At 66.3% G+C, this 19037-nt stretch carries 9 protein-coding genes and 4 tRNA genes; 7 read left to right on the top strand and 6 right to left on the bottom strand.

What is annotated here, in order from left to right; translation table 11 throughout:
- Positions 1-467: 467 nt before the first annotated feature.
- The 6 genes from H3005_RS16270 to H3005_RS16245 all read right to left on the bottom strand — a co-directional run bounded on the left by H3005_RS16270 (position 468) and on the right by H3005_RS16245 (position 14850).
- Positions 468-3731 (bottom strand): autotransporter outer membrane beta-barrel domain-containing protein, encoded by a 3264-nt coding sequence (locus H3005_RS16270; RefSeq protein WP_191078578.1) that lies wholly within the window; start codon positions 3729-3731, stop codon positions 468-470.
- A gap of 262 nt (positions 3732-3993) precedes the next feature.
- Positions 3994-4635, bottom strand: coding sequence for a response regulator transcription factor (locus H3005_RS16265; RefSeq protein WP_089238971.1), 642 nt, complete (start codon positions 4633-4635; stop codon positions 3994-3996).
- Entirely contained in the window at positions 4632-7832 is a 3201-nt protein-coding gene (locus H3005_RS16260) for a hybrid sensor histidine kinase/response regulator (protein ID WP_191078577.1), read from the bottom strand. Before H3005_RS16260 ends, H3005_RS16265 begins: the two co-directional genes overlap by 4 nt.
- Positions 7833-7958: 126 nt before the next feature.
- Positions 7959-9176, bottom strand: a complete 1218-nt coding sequence (locus H3005_RS16255) for an EAL domain-containing response regulator (RefSeq protein WP_191078576.1) — start codon at positions 9174-9176, stop codon at positions 7959-7961.
- Positions 9173-11938, bottom strand: a complete 2766-nt coding sequence (locus H3005_RS16250; RefSeq protein ID WP_100551637.1) for a response regulator — start codon at positions 11936-11938, stop codon at positions 9173-9175. The genes H3005_RS16255 and H3005_RS16250 overlap by 4 nt, the downstream gene beginning before the upstream one ends.
- A 173-nt stretch (positions 11939-12111) precedes the next feature.
- Positions 12112-14850 carry a TonB-dependent receptor gene (locus H3005_RS16245; protein WP_191078575.1) on the bottom strand — a complete coding sequence of 913 codons (2739 nt, stop codon included), beginning with the start codon at positions 14848-14850 and terminating at the stop codon, positions 12112-12114.
- Positions 14851-15020: 170 nt separating this feature from the next.
- On the opposite strand from H3005_RS16245, the gene H3005_RS16240 reads away from it, so the two are divergent.
- From H3005_RS16240 to H3005_RS16210, 7 genes are all read left to right on the top strand, one after another.
- Complete coding sequence (locus H3005_RS16240) at positions 15021-16040, top strand: cyanophycinase (RefSeq protein ID WP_191078574.1); 1020 nt, start codon at positions 15021-15023, stop codon at positions 16038-16040.
- 111 nt (positions 16041-16151) lie between these two features.
- On the top strand, positions 16152-17162 hold the full coding sequence (locus H3005_RS16235; protein ID WP_191078573.1) for an isoaspartyl peptidase/L-asparaginase: 1011 nt from the start codon (positions 16152-16154) through the stop codon (positions 17160-17162).
- Positions 17163-17306: 144 nt separating this feature from the next.
- Positions 17307-17392 (top strand) — tRNA-Tyr (locus tag H3005_RS16230).
- A 26-nt stretch (positions 17393-17418) separates the two neighbouring features.
- Positions 17419-17492: transfer RNA gene (locus H3005_RS16225), tRNA-Gly, on the top strand.
- 48 nt (positions 17493-17540) lie between these two features.
- A tRNA-Thr gene (locus H3005_RS16220) sits at positions 17541-17616 on the top strand.
- A gap of 39 nt (positions 17617-17655) precedes the next feature.
- The gene (gene tuf / locus H3005_RS16215) at positions 17656-18846 is read left to right on the top strand and encodes an elongation factor Tu (protein WP_100551641.1); all 1191 of its coding nucleotides are present in this window, start codon (positions 17656-17658) and stop codon (positions 18844-18846) included.
- A gap of 101 nt (positions 18847-18947) precedes the next feature.
- A tRNA-Trp gene (locus H3005_RS16210) sits at positions 18948-19023 on the top strand.
- Positions 19024-19037 lie beyond the last annotated feature (14 nt).

The raw sequence follows: 19037 nt of genomic DNA, 5'->3' as shown, positions 1-19037 counted from the left end.
GCACACGCTGGCAGTGTCATTGCGCATCTGCGCTGCGGAAGCGCCAGCCCGGTGTTGCGGGTGGCAGTGGACATAAATTCACCGCGCGTTGAAACGCTTGGCCTGCATGGCTCGCGGCGACTTGTCCACACCAAACCCCCACGGCTTTCCACGTGGCGTGTGGAAAACCGATGAGGCGCCTGGACAAAAAACAGCCACTCCTTGAAACGCTTGCGGCATAACGTTCAAGGTGGGTTGTCCACATCAAGTTCGCATCGCTTTCCACCTGCTGTGTGGAAAACACGCACCTGCCTGCATCCTGGACGGCCTGGACAAAAAATAGCCAGCGTCGAAAACGCTTGTCGTGCGTGGCTTACGACCACTTGTCCACATCCAGCCCCCATCGATTTCCACGCGCGGTGTGGAAAACAACGAGGGGTCCGACGAAGCATCGTCGGACCCCTCGATGGGCTCGCCAGCGGTACGTCTTACCAGCGGTAGGAGACGCCCAGCTGACCGCTGGTATCGCGGAAGCCCATGCCGCCGGTCTGCCGGCTGATCTCGCCCCAGCCACGCCAGCCGCCTGACAGATTCACCTGCACGCCGGCCTTGGCTTCGTAGATGTCACGCGGCAACTGCCGGCGCAGGCGTTCGCCGTCCATGGCGATGGCGGCGTCGTTGCCACCGGACCACCAGTTCACCGCGACGAACGGCTGTACCTGCCCCTGGCCCTGCGTCAGCGAACGCGTGTACAGGCGCATGCCCACACGCGTGGTGGTGCTGTCCTTGTCGCGACCTTCGACCACCGTGCCATTGGTTTCGACCACGCGGTCGGCATCGTAGCGGCTGTGGATCACCTGCAGCTGTGGCTCCAGGTAGACACCGCGCTGCGCTGTACGCTGCACGGGCAGCACATAGCCTGCCTCGGCCGAACCGGTCCAGCTGTGCGAGCGATAGTGCTCCTTCTGCAGCCCTTCGCCCTGCACGCTGTTGCGGAACCGTCCGTACTGCAGCCAGCTGTCCACATACGCACCGCTGTCCATCCGTGCGTCCTGCAACCAGGTGGCATACAGGCCCAGGCTGGTGCCGTTGACCACACCGTGCGCGGTGTACCCGGTCACCTGCGAACGGCTGTCGTTGCGTGCCCGACCCTGGCCGGCCATCACACCTGCCTGCAGCTGACCACCGGGATTGGCTTCGAAGCGGCGACCGACACCCAGCAGCACGCTGTTGAGCTGGCTGTCCACATCCACCTGGCGGCCGCGGCTGCCGGGCTGGCTGCTGCGCACCTGTGCCCATGCAATGGCGTCGCTGCCGCCGTCGGTTGCATCGGCAGGATCGCCACTGCGGTCGTACAGGCTGTGCCGGAACATGCCCAGCGCACTGCTCTGGTTGGCCATGTACACCGCCGGCTCCGGACGCTCCACACGCGGTGGGACCGGCGGCAGCGGCGGGTCGACCGGTGGGACCACCGGCGGATCGATTGGTGGATCGATCGGCGGAGCAGGCGGATCAATCGGCGGAGTCGGCGGATCAATCGGCGGCTCCGGCGGATCGGGCGGTTCCGGCGGATCGACCGGCGGTACGTATTCCGAGCGCAGGTACCAGTTGCCGTCGTCCGGCGTGGAGACGCCACCCTTGTACAGGAAGTAGTCGTAGGCGCCGGCCACCGCGCGTCCCTGCAGCGAGAACTGTGCATCGGACTGGCCGCCCACGCTGATCAGGCGGATGCCTTCGCTGGTCAGGGCACCAGCGCCCCCCGCGTTGCGCACGCTGACAGAGGCCGTGCCACTGCTGTTGCCCTGGATCACCAACTGGTCACCCCGCGAAGCATCGTCGCCCAGTGCGCGGTTGAACAGCCAATGGCCATCGTTGCCGACATAGTCGCCGGTGACGGTCAGGGTCTTGAAGTCGTCGGTGGCGGGAGCGACGAAGGCGATGGTGCCGGCATGGTCCAGCGAGCCGACGCTGGAATTGCCACGCACGTTCCACTGGCTGCTGCCATCCATCGCCAGCTGTGCGACCTGGTAGCTCGAGTCGTTGCGCAGTGCACCGTTGAACACGGTGCCGTTGCGCAGCGTCATCTGCACGTTGGCGGTGGCGCTGTCGACCACGACATCGCCGGTCAGGCGGCTGTTGTCGGCGGTGAAAAGAATGTCTGCGGTGGCGACCGAGCTTCCATCGGTGAACACCGTGTCGCTCACCCGCAGCAGGCGGCCACCATCGAGGCTGTCCTGCTGGCGCGCGACGACATCGGTGTTGTTGAGCGTCAGCTCGTGGTTGCTGCCCTGCAGCCACAGCGCGGGACCGTCCTGGGTCTGCAGGGTGCTGTTGTTGAACGCCAGACGGTCCCAGTACGGCCCAAACACCGTGATGTAGGAGCGATAGGCACCCGAGTTCGTCCCTTGTGCATGGATGCTCAGGTTGTCGGCGGTGAGCTTGGCGGTGTTCATCTGCACGATGCCGAACGAGGATGCACCCAGCGTGGTGATCGAGCCTCCGTCCAGCTGTATATCGGCGGTGCTGCCGCCGAGGAAGACGCCGCCGCCCCCGCTGCCGTAGGTGGTGATGTCCAGATCCTTGGCACGGATGCGCGAATAGGGCGTCGGCGGATTGCTGCCCGAGGCGCGCAGGCCGTAGACACCATCGCCGTGGGTATCGATGCTGCCGCCGGTGATCGTGGCAGTACCGCCCCAGACGTCCACGCCGTGGCCGTAGCCGTTGTCGCCATAGGTGCTGATCGTGGTATCGGTGAGGTCGGCGAGCGAGTCCGCGCCGGACAGCCAGATACCGGAAGAGCCATCGCGCACGGTGAAGTGGGCGCCGTTGGCGGTCAGTTTGGCCCAGCTGTTGACGTTGACGCCATAGCCGCCGACGGTCTCGAAGCGGCCGCCGGTGATATCGGCGGTGGAGTACAGCCGGTTGCCACTGTTGCCGAGCAGACGGATGCTGCCGCCCTTGCTGCTGGCACTGCCTCCGACGATCTGCAGCGTGCCACCGTTGTTGATATCGAAGTAGCCGTTGACCACGTCCACGTCGCGCAGCGACAGCACGCTGCCGCTGCCGTTGGAGGAGACGCGCCCGCTGTAGCCACTGGTGGCTTCGGCGAAGGTCAGCGTCAGCGACTCCAGCGCCAACAGTGCGCCGCCCTCGGCGTACACCGCGCTGTTGGCGCCGTTGTTGATCTCCGTACCGGTCACGTGCAGTTCGCTGCCACGCCCATTGGAGTACAGAGCATGTCCGGCGCTGCTCACACTGCCGCCATTCAACCAGAGCTTGCCACCACCGGTGGCATTGACCGTGCCGTAGCCCGAACCGTTCCGGTAAGCATTGATGACCAGGTTGTTGGCCCGGATCACGCTACCCGCACCGCTGGCGTTCAGCGCATAGCCGACGGGGGTGCTGTCGCCGCCGACCTGCAGGATGCCGCCCTCGATCAGGACGCTGCCACCGGCGCTGGCAAGGATGCCGCTGCCGCCTCCGGTGCTCGCGATCCAGCTGCCATTGACGGTAATGGTGCTGCCGACACCATTGGCCTCCAGCGCGTAGCCACCGGCACTGTGCGACAGCATGTCGTCGGCGCCCAGCTGCAGGCTGCCGCCATCGGTAACCTTCAACGGCCCCTGCAGTTCGGCCGCGTGCACGGGCAGGGCGGCCCACAGCGCGCTGGCCAGCAGGCTGGGAATCAAGGGGAGGCGCGAAGCGCGCGCGCAGGCAGACGCACGGCGGCGCCGTGGGGGAGAGGCGTTCATGCTGGTGTATTCCTGTGGCAGGGCGCAGCGCGGCTGCGCGATCTGGCGCGGCAGGGCCGCGTCGCTGTGGAAACCGGGTGTGATGGCCGCTGCAGGCGCCATCCGGTTTCGCTCCCGCCGGTAACGCGATGACGATGGGAGATCGTCACCATGGCGGGATGCATCCAGACTAGAAACCAGACCTGTCCGATGGAATCAGGCGTTTCCTAAAGCACTTCGTGCCCTGTGCATGGGCGGGGCACGGTTCAGCGATGTGGAGGCCTCAGCCGAACATCGACGACTGCAGGCAGTACTCGATCAGCGCCTGGTCGCTGTCCACACCCAGTTTGCGCATCGCGTTGATTTTCTGCGTGCTGACCGTCTTCGCACTGCGCTGCAGCTGGCGGGCGATGTCACCCACGCTCATGCCCCCGGTGAACAGACGGATGACTTCCAGTTCGCGCGGCGAGAGGCGCGCCAGCACCACCTCGGCATCGGCCGGTTCTGCGGCGGCAACCGGCAGCAGGCCGGGAGGGCGATAGACGCGGTCGGCCAGCACCGTGCGCAGCGCCTGTACCAGGCTGCCCAGGCCGTGGCTTTTGAGCACCACGCCGCTGGCACCGGCTGCGTACATGGCCGCCACCAGCGAAGGATTGGAGACCATCGTCAACACCAGCAGACGCACATCGGGGAAGCTGCGACGCAGAAACGAGATCAGCTTGATGCCATCGCCGAAACTGTCACCACCGGGCATGCTGTAATCGGTGATCACCGCGTGGGGCAGGGTGCTCGTCATCAGCTCGATCAGGGTCACTGGATCGGCGGCCTCGCCGACCACGTCCAGGTCGAGTTCGCCGGCCAGGACATCGCGGATGCCGGCAAGCACGATCGGGTGGTCGTCAGCGATGAGGATGCGGGTGGTCATGGAGGTGCCGGGTTGCTGGAAGGTGAGGGGGCGGCGACGTGCGCCAATGGTTGCAGCAGCCGCTGCAGGCGCCGTTGGAAATGGTCGAGCGCCGTAGCGAGAGCAGGCAACGCGTCGCCGTCGCCGATCTGCTCTTCGATCTGCTGGCCGTGTGCCACCAGTGCCGGTGCGCCAACGATCACCAGTGCGCCGCGGATGCGATGCAGCACCTGTGCCACGCGTTCTGGTGCGGCATCGTCGATCGCCCGCCGCAGGCTGTCCAGGTCGGCCTGCATGGTCTGCACGAACAACGCCTGCATTTTCTCCGGAACCTGCAGTGGCGCATCGGCGTCGTCGTCGATGGGTTCGCTGTGCGGCCGGGCTGCAACCTGGGTCAGCAGGCGCTGCAGTGCTGCCAGGGTGATCGGCTTGACCAGCACCCCCTGCATCCCCGCCTCATGGCAGCGTTGCCGCTCCGCCGGGTCGGCGTTGGCGGTGGCGCCGTGGATCGGTACGTCAACCCCACGCGCGCGCAGTGCACGGGCCAGTCCGTAACCATCCAGTCCCGGCATGTTGAGGTCGGTCAACACCAGGGCGAAGGGACGCTGCGGCCAATAGTGCAGGGCTTCATTGCCGTCACTGGCGACCACGGCGTGGCAGCCGAGCTGCTCCAGCTGGCCACGCAGGATCGCCTGGTTGATCGGGTTGTCTTCGGCGACAAGAACCTGCAGCCCGAACCTGCGTGGCGCCGGCAGACGTCCGTTGACCTCGGCGGGCACTGCTCGCCCGGCCGCAGCCGCCAGCGCGAGCACGATCGCATCCAGACGATGCACGCCGACCTGCCAATGTCCCCGCACCTGCTGTGGCTGCATTCCGCCTTCGCGGCACGCCACCACCTGCGGTCCACTCCACGTAGGCGTGCCCTCGTCCAGCACCAGGTCGAGCATCACCGCGCCGGGATCGGCAAGCTCCGGCGCATCGTCGCGATGCACGCTGGCCTGTGCGCCGCGCTGCTGCAAGCGCTCGCATATCGATTTTGCGAACTCGCGGACGCTGCCACGGACCTGCACCGGCAACGCTGCCGGCAATCGCGGTGAAGCCCCCTGCAGCGGATCGGGTGTTGCCTCGGGCAGTGGCAGCTCGACCGAGAAACTGCTGCCCAGCCCGCTTTCGCTGACCACCCGCAGGTGGCCCTCCATCATCGTGGTCAGATGTGCACAGATGGCCAGGCCCAATCCGGTACCCCGCATGGCATCGGTGCCCGGGTTGGCCTGGAAGAAGGGTTCGAACAGATGTGCTTGGTGCTCGCTGGCGATGCCGATGCCGGTATCGGCCACCTGCCAGCGCAGCCAGCAGCGATCATCGATGTGCTGTGCGCCCAGACGCACCACGACCCGGCCGCTGTCGGTGAATTTCAGTGCATTGCTGATCAGGTTGTTGAGGATCTGGCGGATGCGCGCGGCATCACCGTTGACCGTAGCCGGTACATCCGGATCGATGCAGGCGTAGAACTGCAGGCCCTTGTGTGCGGCGGCAGCGGCGTAGGAGTCCAGCGCGTCCTCGGTCAGCCGCACCGGATCGAACGCGCCGGGCTCCAGGCTCAGCTGGTCGGCCTCGGCCTTGCTGACATCCAGGATGTCGCTGATCAGCTGCATCAACGTCGATGACGAGCGCTGGATCGTGTCCAGGTAGTCCTGCTGGCGAGCATCCAGCGGGGTCAGGCCCAGCAGCTCCAGCGTGCCGAGCACGCCGTACAGCGGGGTGCGTATCTCATGGCTCATGGTGGCCAGGAACTGGCTCTTGGCGCGGTTGGCCTGGTCAGCCGCACGCCGTGCCTGCTGCAGCACCTGTTCGGCCTCGTGCTGGCTGCTGAGGTCGATGAACAGGCACAGCACGGCGGGTTCGCCGCGATAGCGCGCGGGCGTCGCGGTGATCAGCAGATGACGGCTGTCCGGCGTGGTGTAGGCCAGGCCGTCGCCCGCCACGGTACCGCCGGCGGCGAGCACGCTGCGCCGCCAAGGCCCGTGCCAGCCACCGTCGTCGTGGTCCTCCCCCAGCCAGTGACGCGCCAGCGCGTTGTCCAGCAGCACGCGGCCATCGGTACGGCGCAGCAGGCACAACCCGATCGGTGCGTTGTCGAGGATGGTGCGGCTGAAGGCTTCGCTTTCCAGCAATCGCGCATGGTTGCGGCGCAGTGGCTCGATCACCGAGCGCCGGTAGGCACGCAGGATCAGCACGCCGCCGGTGGCCAGCAGCAACGCCACCACCATGCTGCCCAGCAGGGGCCCACGCGGGTGCTGGAACACCTGTTGCCAGCCAACGTGATACACCGCCAGCCATCCCTGTTCGCTGCGCATGCGGAACAGCAGGCCGTCCAGACCCGCACGCCAGGACGTGCCGGCGCGGCTGGCATCGCTGGCATCACCCAGCAGCAGGCGGCCGTTGCCATCGAACAGCGACATCCGTTCGAACACCGGTGTACCCATCACCTGGCGGTAGTCATCAACGCGGCCGGGATCCAGCAGGCAGGCCACCGCGGCCAGCGACTCGTCCTCGCTTTCACCCCACAGGCGGGCATCCTGCGGTGCGTGCGCGATGGCAAGCAGCCGGGTCTGTCCCTCGCGCCAGGCCACCGGTGTCCACACCACGTTGCCGCGCCGCAGCGCTGGCCGTTCGCGCAGGACCTGGTGGATGGCGGTCAGTGCCGGCTGCAGGTGATGCGGGCTGCTCTGGCCGGGATCACCACGCACTGTCTGGATCGGTGCAAGCAGGCCACGGCGGCCCTGCCCATCGACCAGCAGGCACTGCGGAGGCGGAAACCGGGAGGCCGCCCAGAAGGCGCCGTAGAAGCGCAGGAAGCGGTCGCCCAGTTCGGCCGTGGCCTGTGTCGAGGCGCCGCCGTCGGTACCGATGCGCGCGAAACTGGCGAACAACGGGTTCGGCTGTGCACCTGAGGCAGCCTCGTCCACGGGCTGCCCGCGATTGCCCACGTCATGCAGCCGCCATTGCCGCAGGAAGCGATCCTGTTCCTGCAGCGTGCCGTCCAGCCGGCGGAAGTGATAGCGGATCTTGCTCTGTTCTTCGTTGAACAGTTGGCTGCCGGTCGAAAGCAGCAGGCCAGCCTGCAGCGTTGCCAGCACCACCACGCCAATCAGCAGCGCATGTACACGCAGGGAGCGGCGGGCGAGTCGACGTACGGGAGCGGCCTCGGCCGGCATGGGCAGGTCTCGGAGCGGTAGGCGGTCGATGGCGGCCCGAAGGGCCCAGGGCACGGCCGGTGCCGCCGCGCAGAGAGGATCGTCAATGACTCTTGATGGGATTGTGAAGCCTTTCAGCGTTGCCTGTCAGCGCGACGCGGCCCGGTTGCTGCCGGCGGCAGCATGGGGAACATCTTCGCCGAGCAGACGGGTGAAGTCGTCCGAGGGCAGCGCCTGCGAAATCAGGAAGCCCTGTACCTGATTGCAGCCGAGCTGACGCAGCGCGGCCAGATCGGCATCACTCTCCACGCCTTCGGCAACGATGGTCAGGCCGAGCTGGTTGGCCAGCGCGATCACCGTGGTCAGGGTCAGGTGCAGGGCGGGATCACGTGCGCAACCGCTGACCAGCGCACGATCGATCTTGACCTCGGTGAAGGGGGTGTTGACCAGGTTGTGCACCGAGCTCAGCCCCTGGCCGAAATCGTCCTGGGCCAGGCCGAAGCCCTTCATCCGCAACCGGCACGCGCCGGCATAGAAGTCGCTGACGTGGCGGGTGGTGCTGTTCTCCATCAGTTCAAAGCACAGATCCGCCGGAGTGCCGCCTGCGGCCAGGGTCAGCGCCAGCAGTTCATCCGGAAGATCGGACTGCTCCAGCAGGTGCGGTGGCAGGTTGATTGATACCGGCACGCGGAATCCCTGCGCGCGCCAGCGCGCCTGTGCCCGGATGCTGGCGGTGAGCATCGCCCGCAGTAGCTCGCCCTCCAGGCCATGACGGCACAGCGCCGGCAGGAAACTGCCGGGCGCCAGCGTCCCCAGCTGCGGGTGGCGCCAGCGCACCAGTGCCTCGGCGGCAACCACGCGCCCGGACTGCAACGACTTCTTCGGCTGGAACCAGGCGGTCAGGCTGCCGTCGGCCAGCGCCTGCCGCAGCTGCGCCGCATCCGGCTCGGGCGTCAGCGCCGCCGGGCTGGTGCGCACCGCTGGCCGCGCCTGCGCCAGTGCATCAAGCAGCGCATCGACATCGCTGGCGGCGACCGGCTTGGCCAGCAGGCCGACCACGTCCAGGCCCAGTGATTCGGCCATCAACCGCGCCGAACTCATCATCCGCCGCGAGGCTGCGCTGACCACGGCAAGCCGCGGCGGGCGCGGTTGCGCGGCCAGCGCCTGGATGAACTGGATGCCATCCTGGCCCGGCATCAACAGATCGCTCACCACCAGGTCATAGGCCTGGCAGGCACACAGGGCGATCGCCGCCTCCACGTCTTCGCAGGCGTCGACCTGCACGCCGGCACGCGCGCTGAACAGATTGACGAGGTAACCACGTTGGAACGGCTGGTCTTCCAGGATCAGGACACGGCGGGTCATGCAGGATCTCCTTGGCGAACGGCGGAAAGCGCCTGACGCAGGCGTGCGATGTCGATGGGTTTGCTCAGATAGCCCTGCATGCCGCTGGCCAGGCAGCGCTCGCGCTCCTCGGCGGTCGCGTTGGCGGTGGCGCCGATCACCGGCAGCAGATTGCCCTCCGCCCGCAGCCGGCGCGCCAAGGTGTGGCCGTCCATGCGCGGCATGTTGATGTCGGTGACCACCAGGTCGAAGCCATGGGTCTGGCACAGCTGCAACGCCTCGACACCATCCTGCGCAAGCTCCACCTCGCAGCCCAGGGCCTGCAGCTGTTCGGCCAGGATCACCCGGTTGATGGGATTGTCTTCCACGGCCAGCACCCGCAGTCCCAGCGGACCCGGTTGCACATCGCGCGCTGCGGTCGGCAGCGTTGCGCATTGCCGCTGCTGGCGTGCGACCGCCAGGGCGATCGAGGACATGCCGTGCAGGGTGACCAGCAGCGCGCCATCGGCGGTGGCTGCGGGTTGGTCGCCACCGTCGATCGAGGCCAGCACGCGCGGGCCCTGCCAGGCCAACGGTTGTTCCGCCTCGCCATCCATCAGGATTGCGCCGGCGTGGTCGAGCAGGACAGGGTCGCCCTGCAGAGGCTGCGCATTGGCACCCCAGCGGCGCAGCCAGCCACATGCACTGTCGACCAGCTCGCGATCGCGGCCGCGCACGTAGACCGGCGGCTCGGCCAGCAATGCGGGGCCATCCTCGGTCGCGGCCAGCACCGGCAAGGGCAGGCGTACGGTGAAACTGCTGCCCAGTCCCGGTTCGCTGACCACGCGCAGTTCGCCACTCATCAACCGCACCAGGCGGTCGCTGATCGACAGGCCCAGCCCGGTGCCCTGCGCGCTGGCGGCGCCACGGACCTGGCGGAAGGGCTCGAACAGGCGCGCCTGTTCCTCGGTGGCGATGCCCACGCCGGTATCGGTGACCTGCCAGGCCAGTACGCTCGACTCGCCTTCGCGCTGCACCAGTCGCACGCGCAGCACTACCCGGCCATGCTCGGTGAACTTGATGGCGTTGCTGAGCAGGTTGCCCAGCACCTGGCGGATCCGGTCGGCATCGCCGAGCACCCGTGTCGGCAACCGTGGGTCGGTGCAGACCAGTACCTGCAGGCCCTTGCGCGTCGCCGCCGCGGCGAAGCTGCGCAGCACGCTCTCGGTCAGCTCGCGCGGCGAAAACGATGTCGGCTCCAGGCTCAGCTGGCCCGACTCGATCTTGGACACATCCAGCACATCGCTGATCAGTTGCAGCAGCACCGATGAGGAACTCTCGATGGTGCGCAGGTACTGCGACTGGCGTGCATCCAGCGGCGTGCGGCCGAGCAGCTCCAGCGTTCCAAGCACCCCGTACAGCGGGGTGCGGATTTCATGGCTCATGGTCGCCAGGAACGCGCTCTTGGCCTGGTTGGCGGCGTCGGCTGCCTGCCGTGCCGACGACAGCGCCGCCTGTGCCTGCCGATGGCGTGAGATGTCATGGAACACGCACAGCAGTACATCGTCATCCTGGTAGCGGCAGGCGGCATGCAGTACCTGCAGCTGGCGACCGTCGCGCGCGGTGAACTCCAGCCCGCGACCGCGTTCGCCGGCATGTCCGCGCCACGGTGCCTGCCAATCGCTGTCGGTGCCATCCTCGCCCAGCCAGTCACGCAGCAGCTGGTTGGACAGCAGCAGTTGGCGGTCGCTGCGACGCAGGACACAGATGCCGACCGGCGCCAGGTCGATCACCGTCGAACTGAAATCCAGGCTTTCCAGCAGCCGCCGGTGCTGCAGCAGCGCCGGTTGGATCAACTGGCGGTCGACGCGATGCCGCAGCAGACGCAGGGCGACGCCGGCCAGCAGAAGCAACGCACTGCTGATCAGCAACGAGGTCGCCATGTCACCGAGCAGCAGGCGCGGAGGCAGGTGATAGACCAGCCGCCAGCCGTCATTGCCTACCCCCTTCACCAGGGCCACGCCGCGCGGCAGGCCCGTGCTCCAGAGCACGCCGAAACTGTCGTCCTGGCGCTGCTGCAGTGCTTTCCAGCCTGCGCTGTCCAGGCGTGGAGCCAGGCTCGACAGGGCGGGCTGCCCGTCGCGGTCCAGCAGGGCGTAGCCGCCGATACCCTGGCCATCGATCATGTCCGAAGCGGCCGCACTGTCCAGCAGCAGCATCAGCCACTGGCTCGGCTGCGCTCCGGTCTGTACCGGTTGTGCCAGGGCGACGCCGGCATCGCCCGCGCGCAGCCAGTACACCGGATCGGTACCGGCAAGCGTGCCACTGCGCTGCCGCAGCACCTGCAACGTGGGCAGGCCGGCGATGTCCACGTCGGCCTGGCCGCCCGCCAGCCAATGCGTTCCCTGCGCATCGACCAGCAGCAGATGGGTCTGCAGGGTCTGCAGCGTGTGCTCTGCGCGCGGTGACAGCAGCAGGCGCTGGCCGGGCTTGCCGCCCGGCCCGTCCAAGGGCAGCTGGCGTACGCCCTCGCTGGACGGCACCGACGGATCGCCCACCACCACCGAATCGCCCAGATAGCGCAGCAGGGCCTCGCGCTGGTCGAAGTAGATCTGTGCCTTGTACGCGGCGGCATTCATGTCGCGGCGGTGGCTGGAGATATCTTCGGTCAACGCCGTCAGCAGATAGAAGCCGGTGGCGGCCGCCAGGCACAGGAACACGCACACCGTCAGCCAGCGCAGCAGCACCGAAGCGGTGGTCGGCGGCGCGACCAGGGGCAGGGAAGGGCGAGGGAATCGGAACATGCACCGATCCTAGGGAGGACGGTCACCCGCCCGGAATCAGCCATGTCCTAAAAAGCGGCCTGCTTCCCGTGCAGGAGACTACCGGCGGGGAACCGTTCAGGCTGGCGCTGGCGATCAAAAAAAAGACCCCCGCCGAAGCGGGGGTCTGTATCGTGCAGCCAGCAGGGGCGCCCTTACAGCGCGCTGCCGCCGAACTTGTGCGTGTACTGCAGGTTGATGGTGCGGCCGACGCTGTCGAACCAGGACACGTCGTAGTACGGGTACGCCGTATAGGTCTTGTCCTTCGGCGGCATCTTGTTGAACACATTGACCACCGACAGCGACAACCGCGAGTGATCGTCGAAGCGGTACTGCAGCGAGGCGTTGTAGCGGTAGGTTGCCTTGATCCACGGGCTGTCGCCGCTTTCCTCGTCGAACACCTGGTCGTAGCTGTCCGAGGTTGGCAGCTTGCCCAGGCGCGAGCCGTACACGGTGGCCGACCACGCATCCTTCTCCCAGGTCACGCTGACACTGGTCTTGGTGCGGGGAATATCAAAGCCACTGTTGATCGCGAACTGGTCTTCGGTCACATCACCGGCATAGCGCTGGAAGTCATGCTTCTTCACCCAGGTGTGGGTGCCATTGAAGATGAAGTCGCCGATGCCGGTCTGCAGGCGGTAGCGCAGGCCGACGTCGACGCCGGAGGTGGACTCGCGCGCAACGTTGATCGGGTTCACATGCACGCCATACAGGCGGCCATCGGCAGTGCGGGTGATGCGGGCCAGGGCGTCCACGCAGGTCGGCGAACCGATGTCGGCGCTGCCCAGCCGGCAGTTCGCTTCGCTGGCCAGGATCGTGCGCACGTCCATGTCCTGCACCTGGTCGCGCATGTCGATGTTGAACCAGTCGGCCGACAGGTCCAGGCCGGCGGCCGGCGACCACACGAAGCCAGCGCTCCAGGAGGTGCTGGTTTCCGGGTCCAGCTCGCGGTTGCCACTGCGGCTGCGGATCACGTTGCGCTCGTAATCGGCGCAATCATCGGCGGCATCGGCGCGGCAGTTGTACAGATCTTCTGCGCTGGTCTCGTCGTTGCCCGGGCCGGCGAACACGTAGTGCAGGTCCGGTGCGCGGAACGCGGTGCCGTACGAGCCGCGCACCAGCAGCGTGTCGATCGGACGCCATTCCAGGCCGCCGCTCCAGGTTGCCTTGCCGATGGTGTGGCCCGAATAGCGGTACTGGTCGTAACGGCCGGCCACGCTCAGGTTGACCGTTTCATGCAGCGGCATGCGCAGCTCGGCGGCGGTCGCCCAGCGGTTGCGCGATCCCTTGCCGTCCGAATCCTTCCAGCTGTAGTAGTAATAGCCCGTCGCCAGCGGATCGGGATTGAGCGCATAGGCCTGCTGGCCCACTTCCACCGTCGCGGCAAAGCCGGCATCGCCACCGGGCAGGGTGAACAGCGAACCATTGGTCAGCGTCAACGCCGCCGTCTCGGTGCGCGACTTCGGCGTATAGGTGGTGCGTGCGGCGATCGAATCGTACTCGGCACGGGTCAGCGGCCGGTACAGGCGCGACGGATCGGCGTTGTAGATCGGGAAGCCGTCATCGTCCTCGCCCAGCTGCGGGCCCAGGAACAGGTCGTTGGCCTTGGACGCGATGATCTGCGCCCAGCTGATCCGCGACTGGTATTGCGAATGGCTCAGTGACGCTTCGTAGTCCCAGCTGCCGGTCAGGTTGCCCTTGAAGCCGGTGGTCACGCTGAAGGTCTTCTGCGTGCTGCGCACCATTGCATTGTCCAGCCCGCCCATTTCCTCGGGCGAGAACTGGCGCTGCCAGAACTCGATCTCGCCGGTCGCTTCATTGTTGAAGTAGCCAGACTCATCACCGTCGGCGGCCATGCGGCCCCACTTGGTGACATCGCGCATCAGCGACATCGTGTGGTAGCCCAGCTGCACGTCGGCGAACCACTGCTGGCCGTTGTCGAAGTCGTAGCTGAGCGAGGCATAGCCGTTGGCGCCGCGGCGCTTGCTGAGGATCGTGCCGTAGCCGATCGAGCTGTCGCTGCCGCAGTAGTAGCCGTAGCGCGGACGGAACGCGCGGTAGGTGCTGCCCTGGTTCTGCGCCGACAGTGCATCACAGGTCGCTGCGCCCGGGTCCAGGTAGTCATCGTTGTAGTCGGTGCGCAGGTAGGAACGACGGGCGATGCGCGCGCCTTCGGTCGGGCCGTCCTGGGTCGAGTCCTGGATGTCGCGGTCGTAGGCCCACAGCGGCGTCTGCGACTGCAGTTCGACGCTGTACACCGCGTTGAAGTTGCCGCTGCTGAAGCCGCTGGCCAGGCTCATGTCGAACGACTCACCACCGCCTTCGGTGGTGGTGCCCATGCGCATGTCGATGGTGGTGCCATCGGCCTTCTTCTTCAGGATGAAATTGACCACGCCGGCGATCGCATCCGAACCGTAGATCGCCGACGCGCTGCCGGTCAGCACTTCAATGCGGTCGATCATGCCCAGCGGAATGTTGGACACATCGGTGAAGTTGCTGCGGCCCTTGAACGGCATCGGGAAGTCGGCGATGCGACGGCCGTTGACCAGCACCAGGGTGTGGTTCGGCCCCAGCCCACGCAGGTCGACCTGCTGCGCACCCGGCGAGAAGTCGGCGCCACCGGAGGACTGCTGGCTCTGCGTCTCACCGCCGTTCTGGGTCATCGCGCGCAGCACGTCCGGCACGGTGGTGAAGCCGCTGGAGCGGATCTGCTCTGCGTTGATGACAGTGATCGGCGCCGGTCCTTCCACCTGGGCGCGCGGGATGCGTGAGCCGGTCACCTGCACCGCATCCAGCTGTTGTACCGAAGAGGAAGCGGGAGTCTGCGCCGCCGCCGAAGCAGCAACGCCCATCAACGCCAGCTGGATCGACCACGCCATCGCCTGTCTACGCATGAGAAATTCTCGGAAGTAATGCCGGCCCGCAGAGGAGGGGCCCTGTCCCCCATTCACATTTCAGGAATGGGCGCGCGCATTTAACGCCTTTTTTATGTCCTTGACTACTGGGGATATGTCTGGCAAAGAGTGAAAACGGTTGCAAGTCGTTTTTGTTCAGGGAGATCAAGATGCGACGCCTTCGCTACGGGCTGCGTGGCCCGCTCCTCGCCTTGGTGCTGTCGGCGCTCTGCTGGACATCGCCTGTGGCGGCACAGGAACTGATGGACCCCGGCTTCGCCTATTACGAAGTGGGTGATCTGGATGCGCCGCGGCCCGGTCCGCGAGCCCCTGCGATGATGCTGATGGGGGGCGGCGAATGGGTGCCTGAAGCCTTCCAGTGGTGGCTGCGCCAGGCCGGCAATGGCCGTGTGCTGATCCTGCGCGCCTCCGGCACCGATGAGCTGCAGGACCGTCTGTACCGGGAGATTGGCGGTACTACCGCAGTGCAGACCCTGGTGTTCGACAACCGCCGCGGTGCCGACGACCCGGCTGTGCTGCGGGTCGTGGCTGCGGCCGATGCGATCTTCATCGCCGGCGGTGATCAGTCCCGCTACATCCGCTTCTGGAAGGGCACCGCGCTCAATCGCGCGCTGAATGCCCACGTGCGCGCCGGCAAGCCGATTGCCGGTACCAGCGCCGGGCTGGCCATCCTCGGCGGCTACGCCTATGGCGCGCTGGATGGCGGCAGCATCGATTCGGCCAGCGCCATGGCCGACCCGATGGGCGAGGCCGTGACCCTGGACCGCGGCTTCCTGCAGTTGCCCTACCTGCAGCGGGTGGTCACCGACACCCACTTCGACAAGCGCGACCGTCTCGGCCGCCTGATCGTGTTCGTGGCCCGCGCCGCGCATGACAGTGGTGACCCGGACATGGTCGGTATCGGCGTCGATGAAGACACGGCCCTGTGCGTGGAGCCTGACGGCCAGGCCCAGGTCTACAGCGCCGACGGCGAAGGCAAGGTCTGGGTTGTCAGCCCCGGACGCGATGCCGATCGGCTGGTGGAAGGTGAACCCCTGCGCTTCCACGCGGTGCCGGTCACCGTGGTCGCCAGCGGCAGTCGCATGCGCCTGGACGACCTGCAGGCCGAGGCGGCCTACGAGGCCTTGGCTGACATCAGCGACGGCGAGATCGACGTCATCCGCCAATGATCCGGTAGCGCCGGGCCATGCCCGGCGGATGCCGCGGCGCTGCGCCTTCCACCGGGCATGGCCCGGCGCTACCGTGCAATCCAATCCCTTTCCTGCTGGAGATCTGCTTCCATGAAACTGCGCCTGGCGCTGTCCGCGCTGTTGTCCCTGCCACTGCTGGCCCAGGCCGCACCCACCGCATCACCGCTGCTGGTCATCCACGGCGGTGCCGGGGTGGAGCGCAAGGATCTCTCCGCGGCGGAAGAGCAGGCCGCGCGCGCTGCGCTGAAGGCGGCATTGCTGAAGGGCCATGCCGAACTTGCAGCCGGGCGTCCGGCATTGGCGGCGGTCACTGCTGCGATCACCGTGCTCGAGGATGATCCGACCTTCAACGCGGGCAAGGGCGCTGTGTTCACCCACGAGGGCCGCAATGAACTGGACGCGGCGGTGATGGATGGCGCTACCCAGGCGGCCGGCGCAGTGGCTGGCGTGCAGCGCGTGCGCAACCCGATCCTCCTCGCGCAGACGGTGATGCAGAGGTCCAGGCACGTGATGATGGTGGGGCAGGGCGCCGAAGCCTTTGCCACCGAACAGGGCGTGACCCTGGTCGACCCCTCCTACTTCCGCACCGACAAGCGCTGGCAGCAGCTGCAGCGTGCATTGAAGGAAGAGGCGAGCGGGCAAGCGCATGCCGACCTGGAAACCGCAAAGCACTTCGGCACGGTCGGTGCGGTCGCCCTGGATGCGCAGGGCCATCTTGCTGCAGGCACTTCCACCGGCGGCATGACCAACAAGCGCTATGGCCGTGTCGGCGACTCGCCGATCATCGGTGCCGGCACCTGGGCCGATGCGCGTTGTGCGGTATCGGGTACCGGTTGGGGCGAGTACTACATCCGCACCGCGGCAGCCCATGAGATCTGCGCGCGCATGCGCTACCTCGGTCAATCGCCGGAACAGGCGGGCAAGGGCGTGATCAACGACGCGATTCCGCAGATGGGCGGTGACGGCGGGGCAATCGTGCTCTCTGCAGATGGAAAAGCGGCAGCGCCGTTCAACACCCAGGGCATGTATCGGGGCTGGATCGGGGCCGATGGCGTTGCCCATGTGGCCATCTTTGCCGACGAGACAATTGCACTGCCCTGAGCAGACCCTTGCGTATCAAGGGGTTTGCGACGCGCGTGAAAAAAAGTGAAAAAAAGCGTTGACAGACCCCCGCTTCATCTCCAGAATTGCGGGCTCACCACCACACACCGCAACGCTTCGGCGGCACGGGACGGGGTGGTAAAAGGAGGGATACCCAAGCGGCCAACGGGGGCAGACTGTAAATCTGCTGGCTTACGCCTTCGGTGGTTCGAATCCACCTCCCTCCACCAGCTTCACGTTGTGGCACATTCCCGGTGCGGGAGTAGTTCAATGGTAGAACCTCAGCCTTCCAAGCTGATGGTGCGGGTTCGATCCCCGTCTCCCGCTCCATTGAGTGAACTTTGAATATTATCGAGTTCATGCCATAATGCAAAACTCGCTCACATAGCTCAGTCGGTAGAGCACTTCCTTGGTAAGGAAGAGGTCGAAGGTTCGATTCCTTTTGTGAGCACCATCTTCAGCACCACACCAGACGAATTCGAGATAAGCAGCCATGGCCAAGGGTAAGTTCGAGCGCACCAAGCCGCACGTCAACGTCGGCACCATCGGTCACGTCGACCACGGCAAGACCACGCTGACCGCCGCACTGACCAAGATCGGTGCAGAGCGCTTCGGTGGCGAGTTCAAGGATTACTCCGCGATCGACGCCGCGCCGGAAGAAAAGGCACGTGGCATCACGATCTCGACCGCGCACGTCGAATACGAATCCGTCAATCGTCATTACGCACACGTCGATTGCCCGGGCCATGCTGACTACGTCAAGAACATGATCACCGGCGCTGCCCAGATGGACGGCGCGATCCTGGTGTGCTCGGCCGCTGACGGCCCGATGCCGCAGACCCGCGAGCACATCCTGCTGTCGCGTCAGGTCGGCGTGCCGTACATCGTCGTGTTCCTGAACAAGGCCGACATGGTTGACGATGCCGAGCTGCTGGAACTGGTCGAAATGGAAGTCCGCGAGCTGCTGAGCAAGTACGACTTCCCGGGCGACGACACCCCGATCATCTCGGGTTCGGCCCGTCTGGCGCTGGAAGGCGACCAGAGCGACATCGGCGTGCCGGCCGTCATCAAGCTGGTCGAGGCGCTGGACACCTGGATCCCGACCCCGGAGCGTGACGTCGACAAGGCATTCCTGATGCCGGTCGAAGACGTGTTCTCGATCTCGGGCCGCGGCACCGTGGTGACCGGTCGTATCGAGCGCGGCGTGATCAAGGTCGGCGAAGAAATCGAAATCGTCGGCATCCGTCCGGTGCAGAAGACCACCGTGACCGGCGTGGAAATGTTCCGCAAGTTGCTGGACCAGGGTCAGGCAGGCGACAACGCCGGTCTGCTGCTGCGCGGCACCAAGCGTGACGACGTCGAGCGTGGCCAGGTTCTGGCCAAGCCGGGTTCGATCAAGCCGCACACCAAGTTCGACGCCGAAGTCTACGTCCTGTCGAAGGACGAAGGCGGCCGTCACACCCCGTTCTTCAAGGGCTACCGTCCGCAGTTCTACTTCCGTACCACCGACATCACCGGTGCGGTCGAGCTGCCGGAAGGCGTCGAGATGGTGATGCCGGGCGACAACATCAAGATGGTTGTCACCCTGATCAACCCGGTCGCCATGGACGCCGGCCTGCGCTTCGCAATCCGCGAAGGTGGCCGTACCGTCGGTGCTGGCGTGGTTGCCAACATCCTCGAGTAAGCCTGCATGCCGGCGGTCGCATAGCGCTGCCGGTCTGGCGAGTGGCGGGCCGGGAACCTCGGTCCGCCTTCGCCGTCTAAGGGAAGGCAAGTTTTCTACGTACGCCAGTAGCTCAATTGGCAGAGCAGCGGTCTCCAAAACCGCAGGTTGGGGGTTCGAGTCCCTCCTGGCGTGCCATCTGCCCACCTTAC

Source organism: Stenotrophomonas sp. Br8 (assembly GCF_014763005.1).
In the GTDB taxonomy this organism is placed as follows: Bacteria; Pseudomonadota; Gammaproteobacteria; order Xanthomonadales; family Xanthomonadaceae; genus Stenotrophomonas; species Stenotrophomonas lactitubi.
The sequence above is the reverse complement of the archived record's forward strand: the minus strand, read 5'-3'. Positions and strand labels throughout refer to the sequence as shown.

What these genes read in the sequence shown, in the direction of transcription:
- H3005_RS16270 (WP_191078578.1), bottom strand. Translation starts at nt 3,731, where the DNA reads ATGAACGCCTCTCCCCCACGGCGCCGCCGTGCGTCTGCCTGCGCGCGC.
- H3005_RS16265 (WP_089238971.1), bottom strand. Translation starts at nt 4,635, where the DNA reads ATGACCACCCGCATCCTCATCGCTGACGACCACCCGATCGTGCTTGCC.
- H3005_RS16260 (WP_191078577.1), bottom strand. Translation starts at nt 7,832, where the DNA reads ATGCCGGCCGAGGCCGCTCCCGTACGTCGACTCGCCCGCCGCTCCCTG.
- H3005_RS16255 (WP_191078576.1), bottom strand. Translation starts at nt 9,176, where the DNA reads ATGACCCGCCGTGTCCTGATCCTGGAAGACCAGCCGTTCCAACGTGGT.
- H3005_RS16250 (WP_100551637.1), bottom strand. Translation starts at nt 11,938, where the DNA reads ATGTTCCGATTCCCTCGCCCTTCCCTGCCCCTGGTCGCGCCGCCGACC.
- H3005_RS16245 (WP_191078575.1), bottom strand. Translation starts at nt 14,850, where the DNA reads ATGCGTAGACAGGCGATGGCGTGGTCGATCCAGCTGGCGTTGATGGGC.
- H3005_RS16240 (WP_191078574.1), top strand. Translation starts at nt 15,021, where the DNA reads ATGCGACGCCTTCGCTACGGGCTGCGTGGCCCGCTCCTCGCCTTGGTG.
- H3005_RS16235 (WP_191078573.1), top strand. Translation starts at nt 16,152, where the DNA reads ATGAAACTGCGCCTGGCGCTGTCCGCGCTGTTGTCCCTGCCACTGCTG.
- tuf (WP_100551641.1), top strand. Translation starts at nt 17,656, where the DNA reads ATGGCCAAGGGTAAGTTCGAGCGCACCAAGCCGCACGTCAACGTCGGC.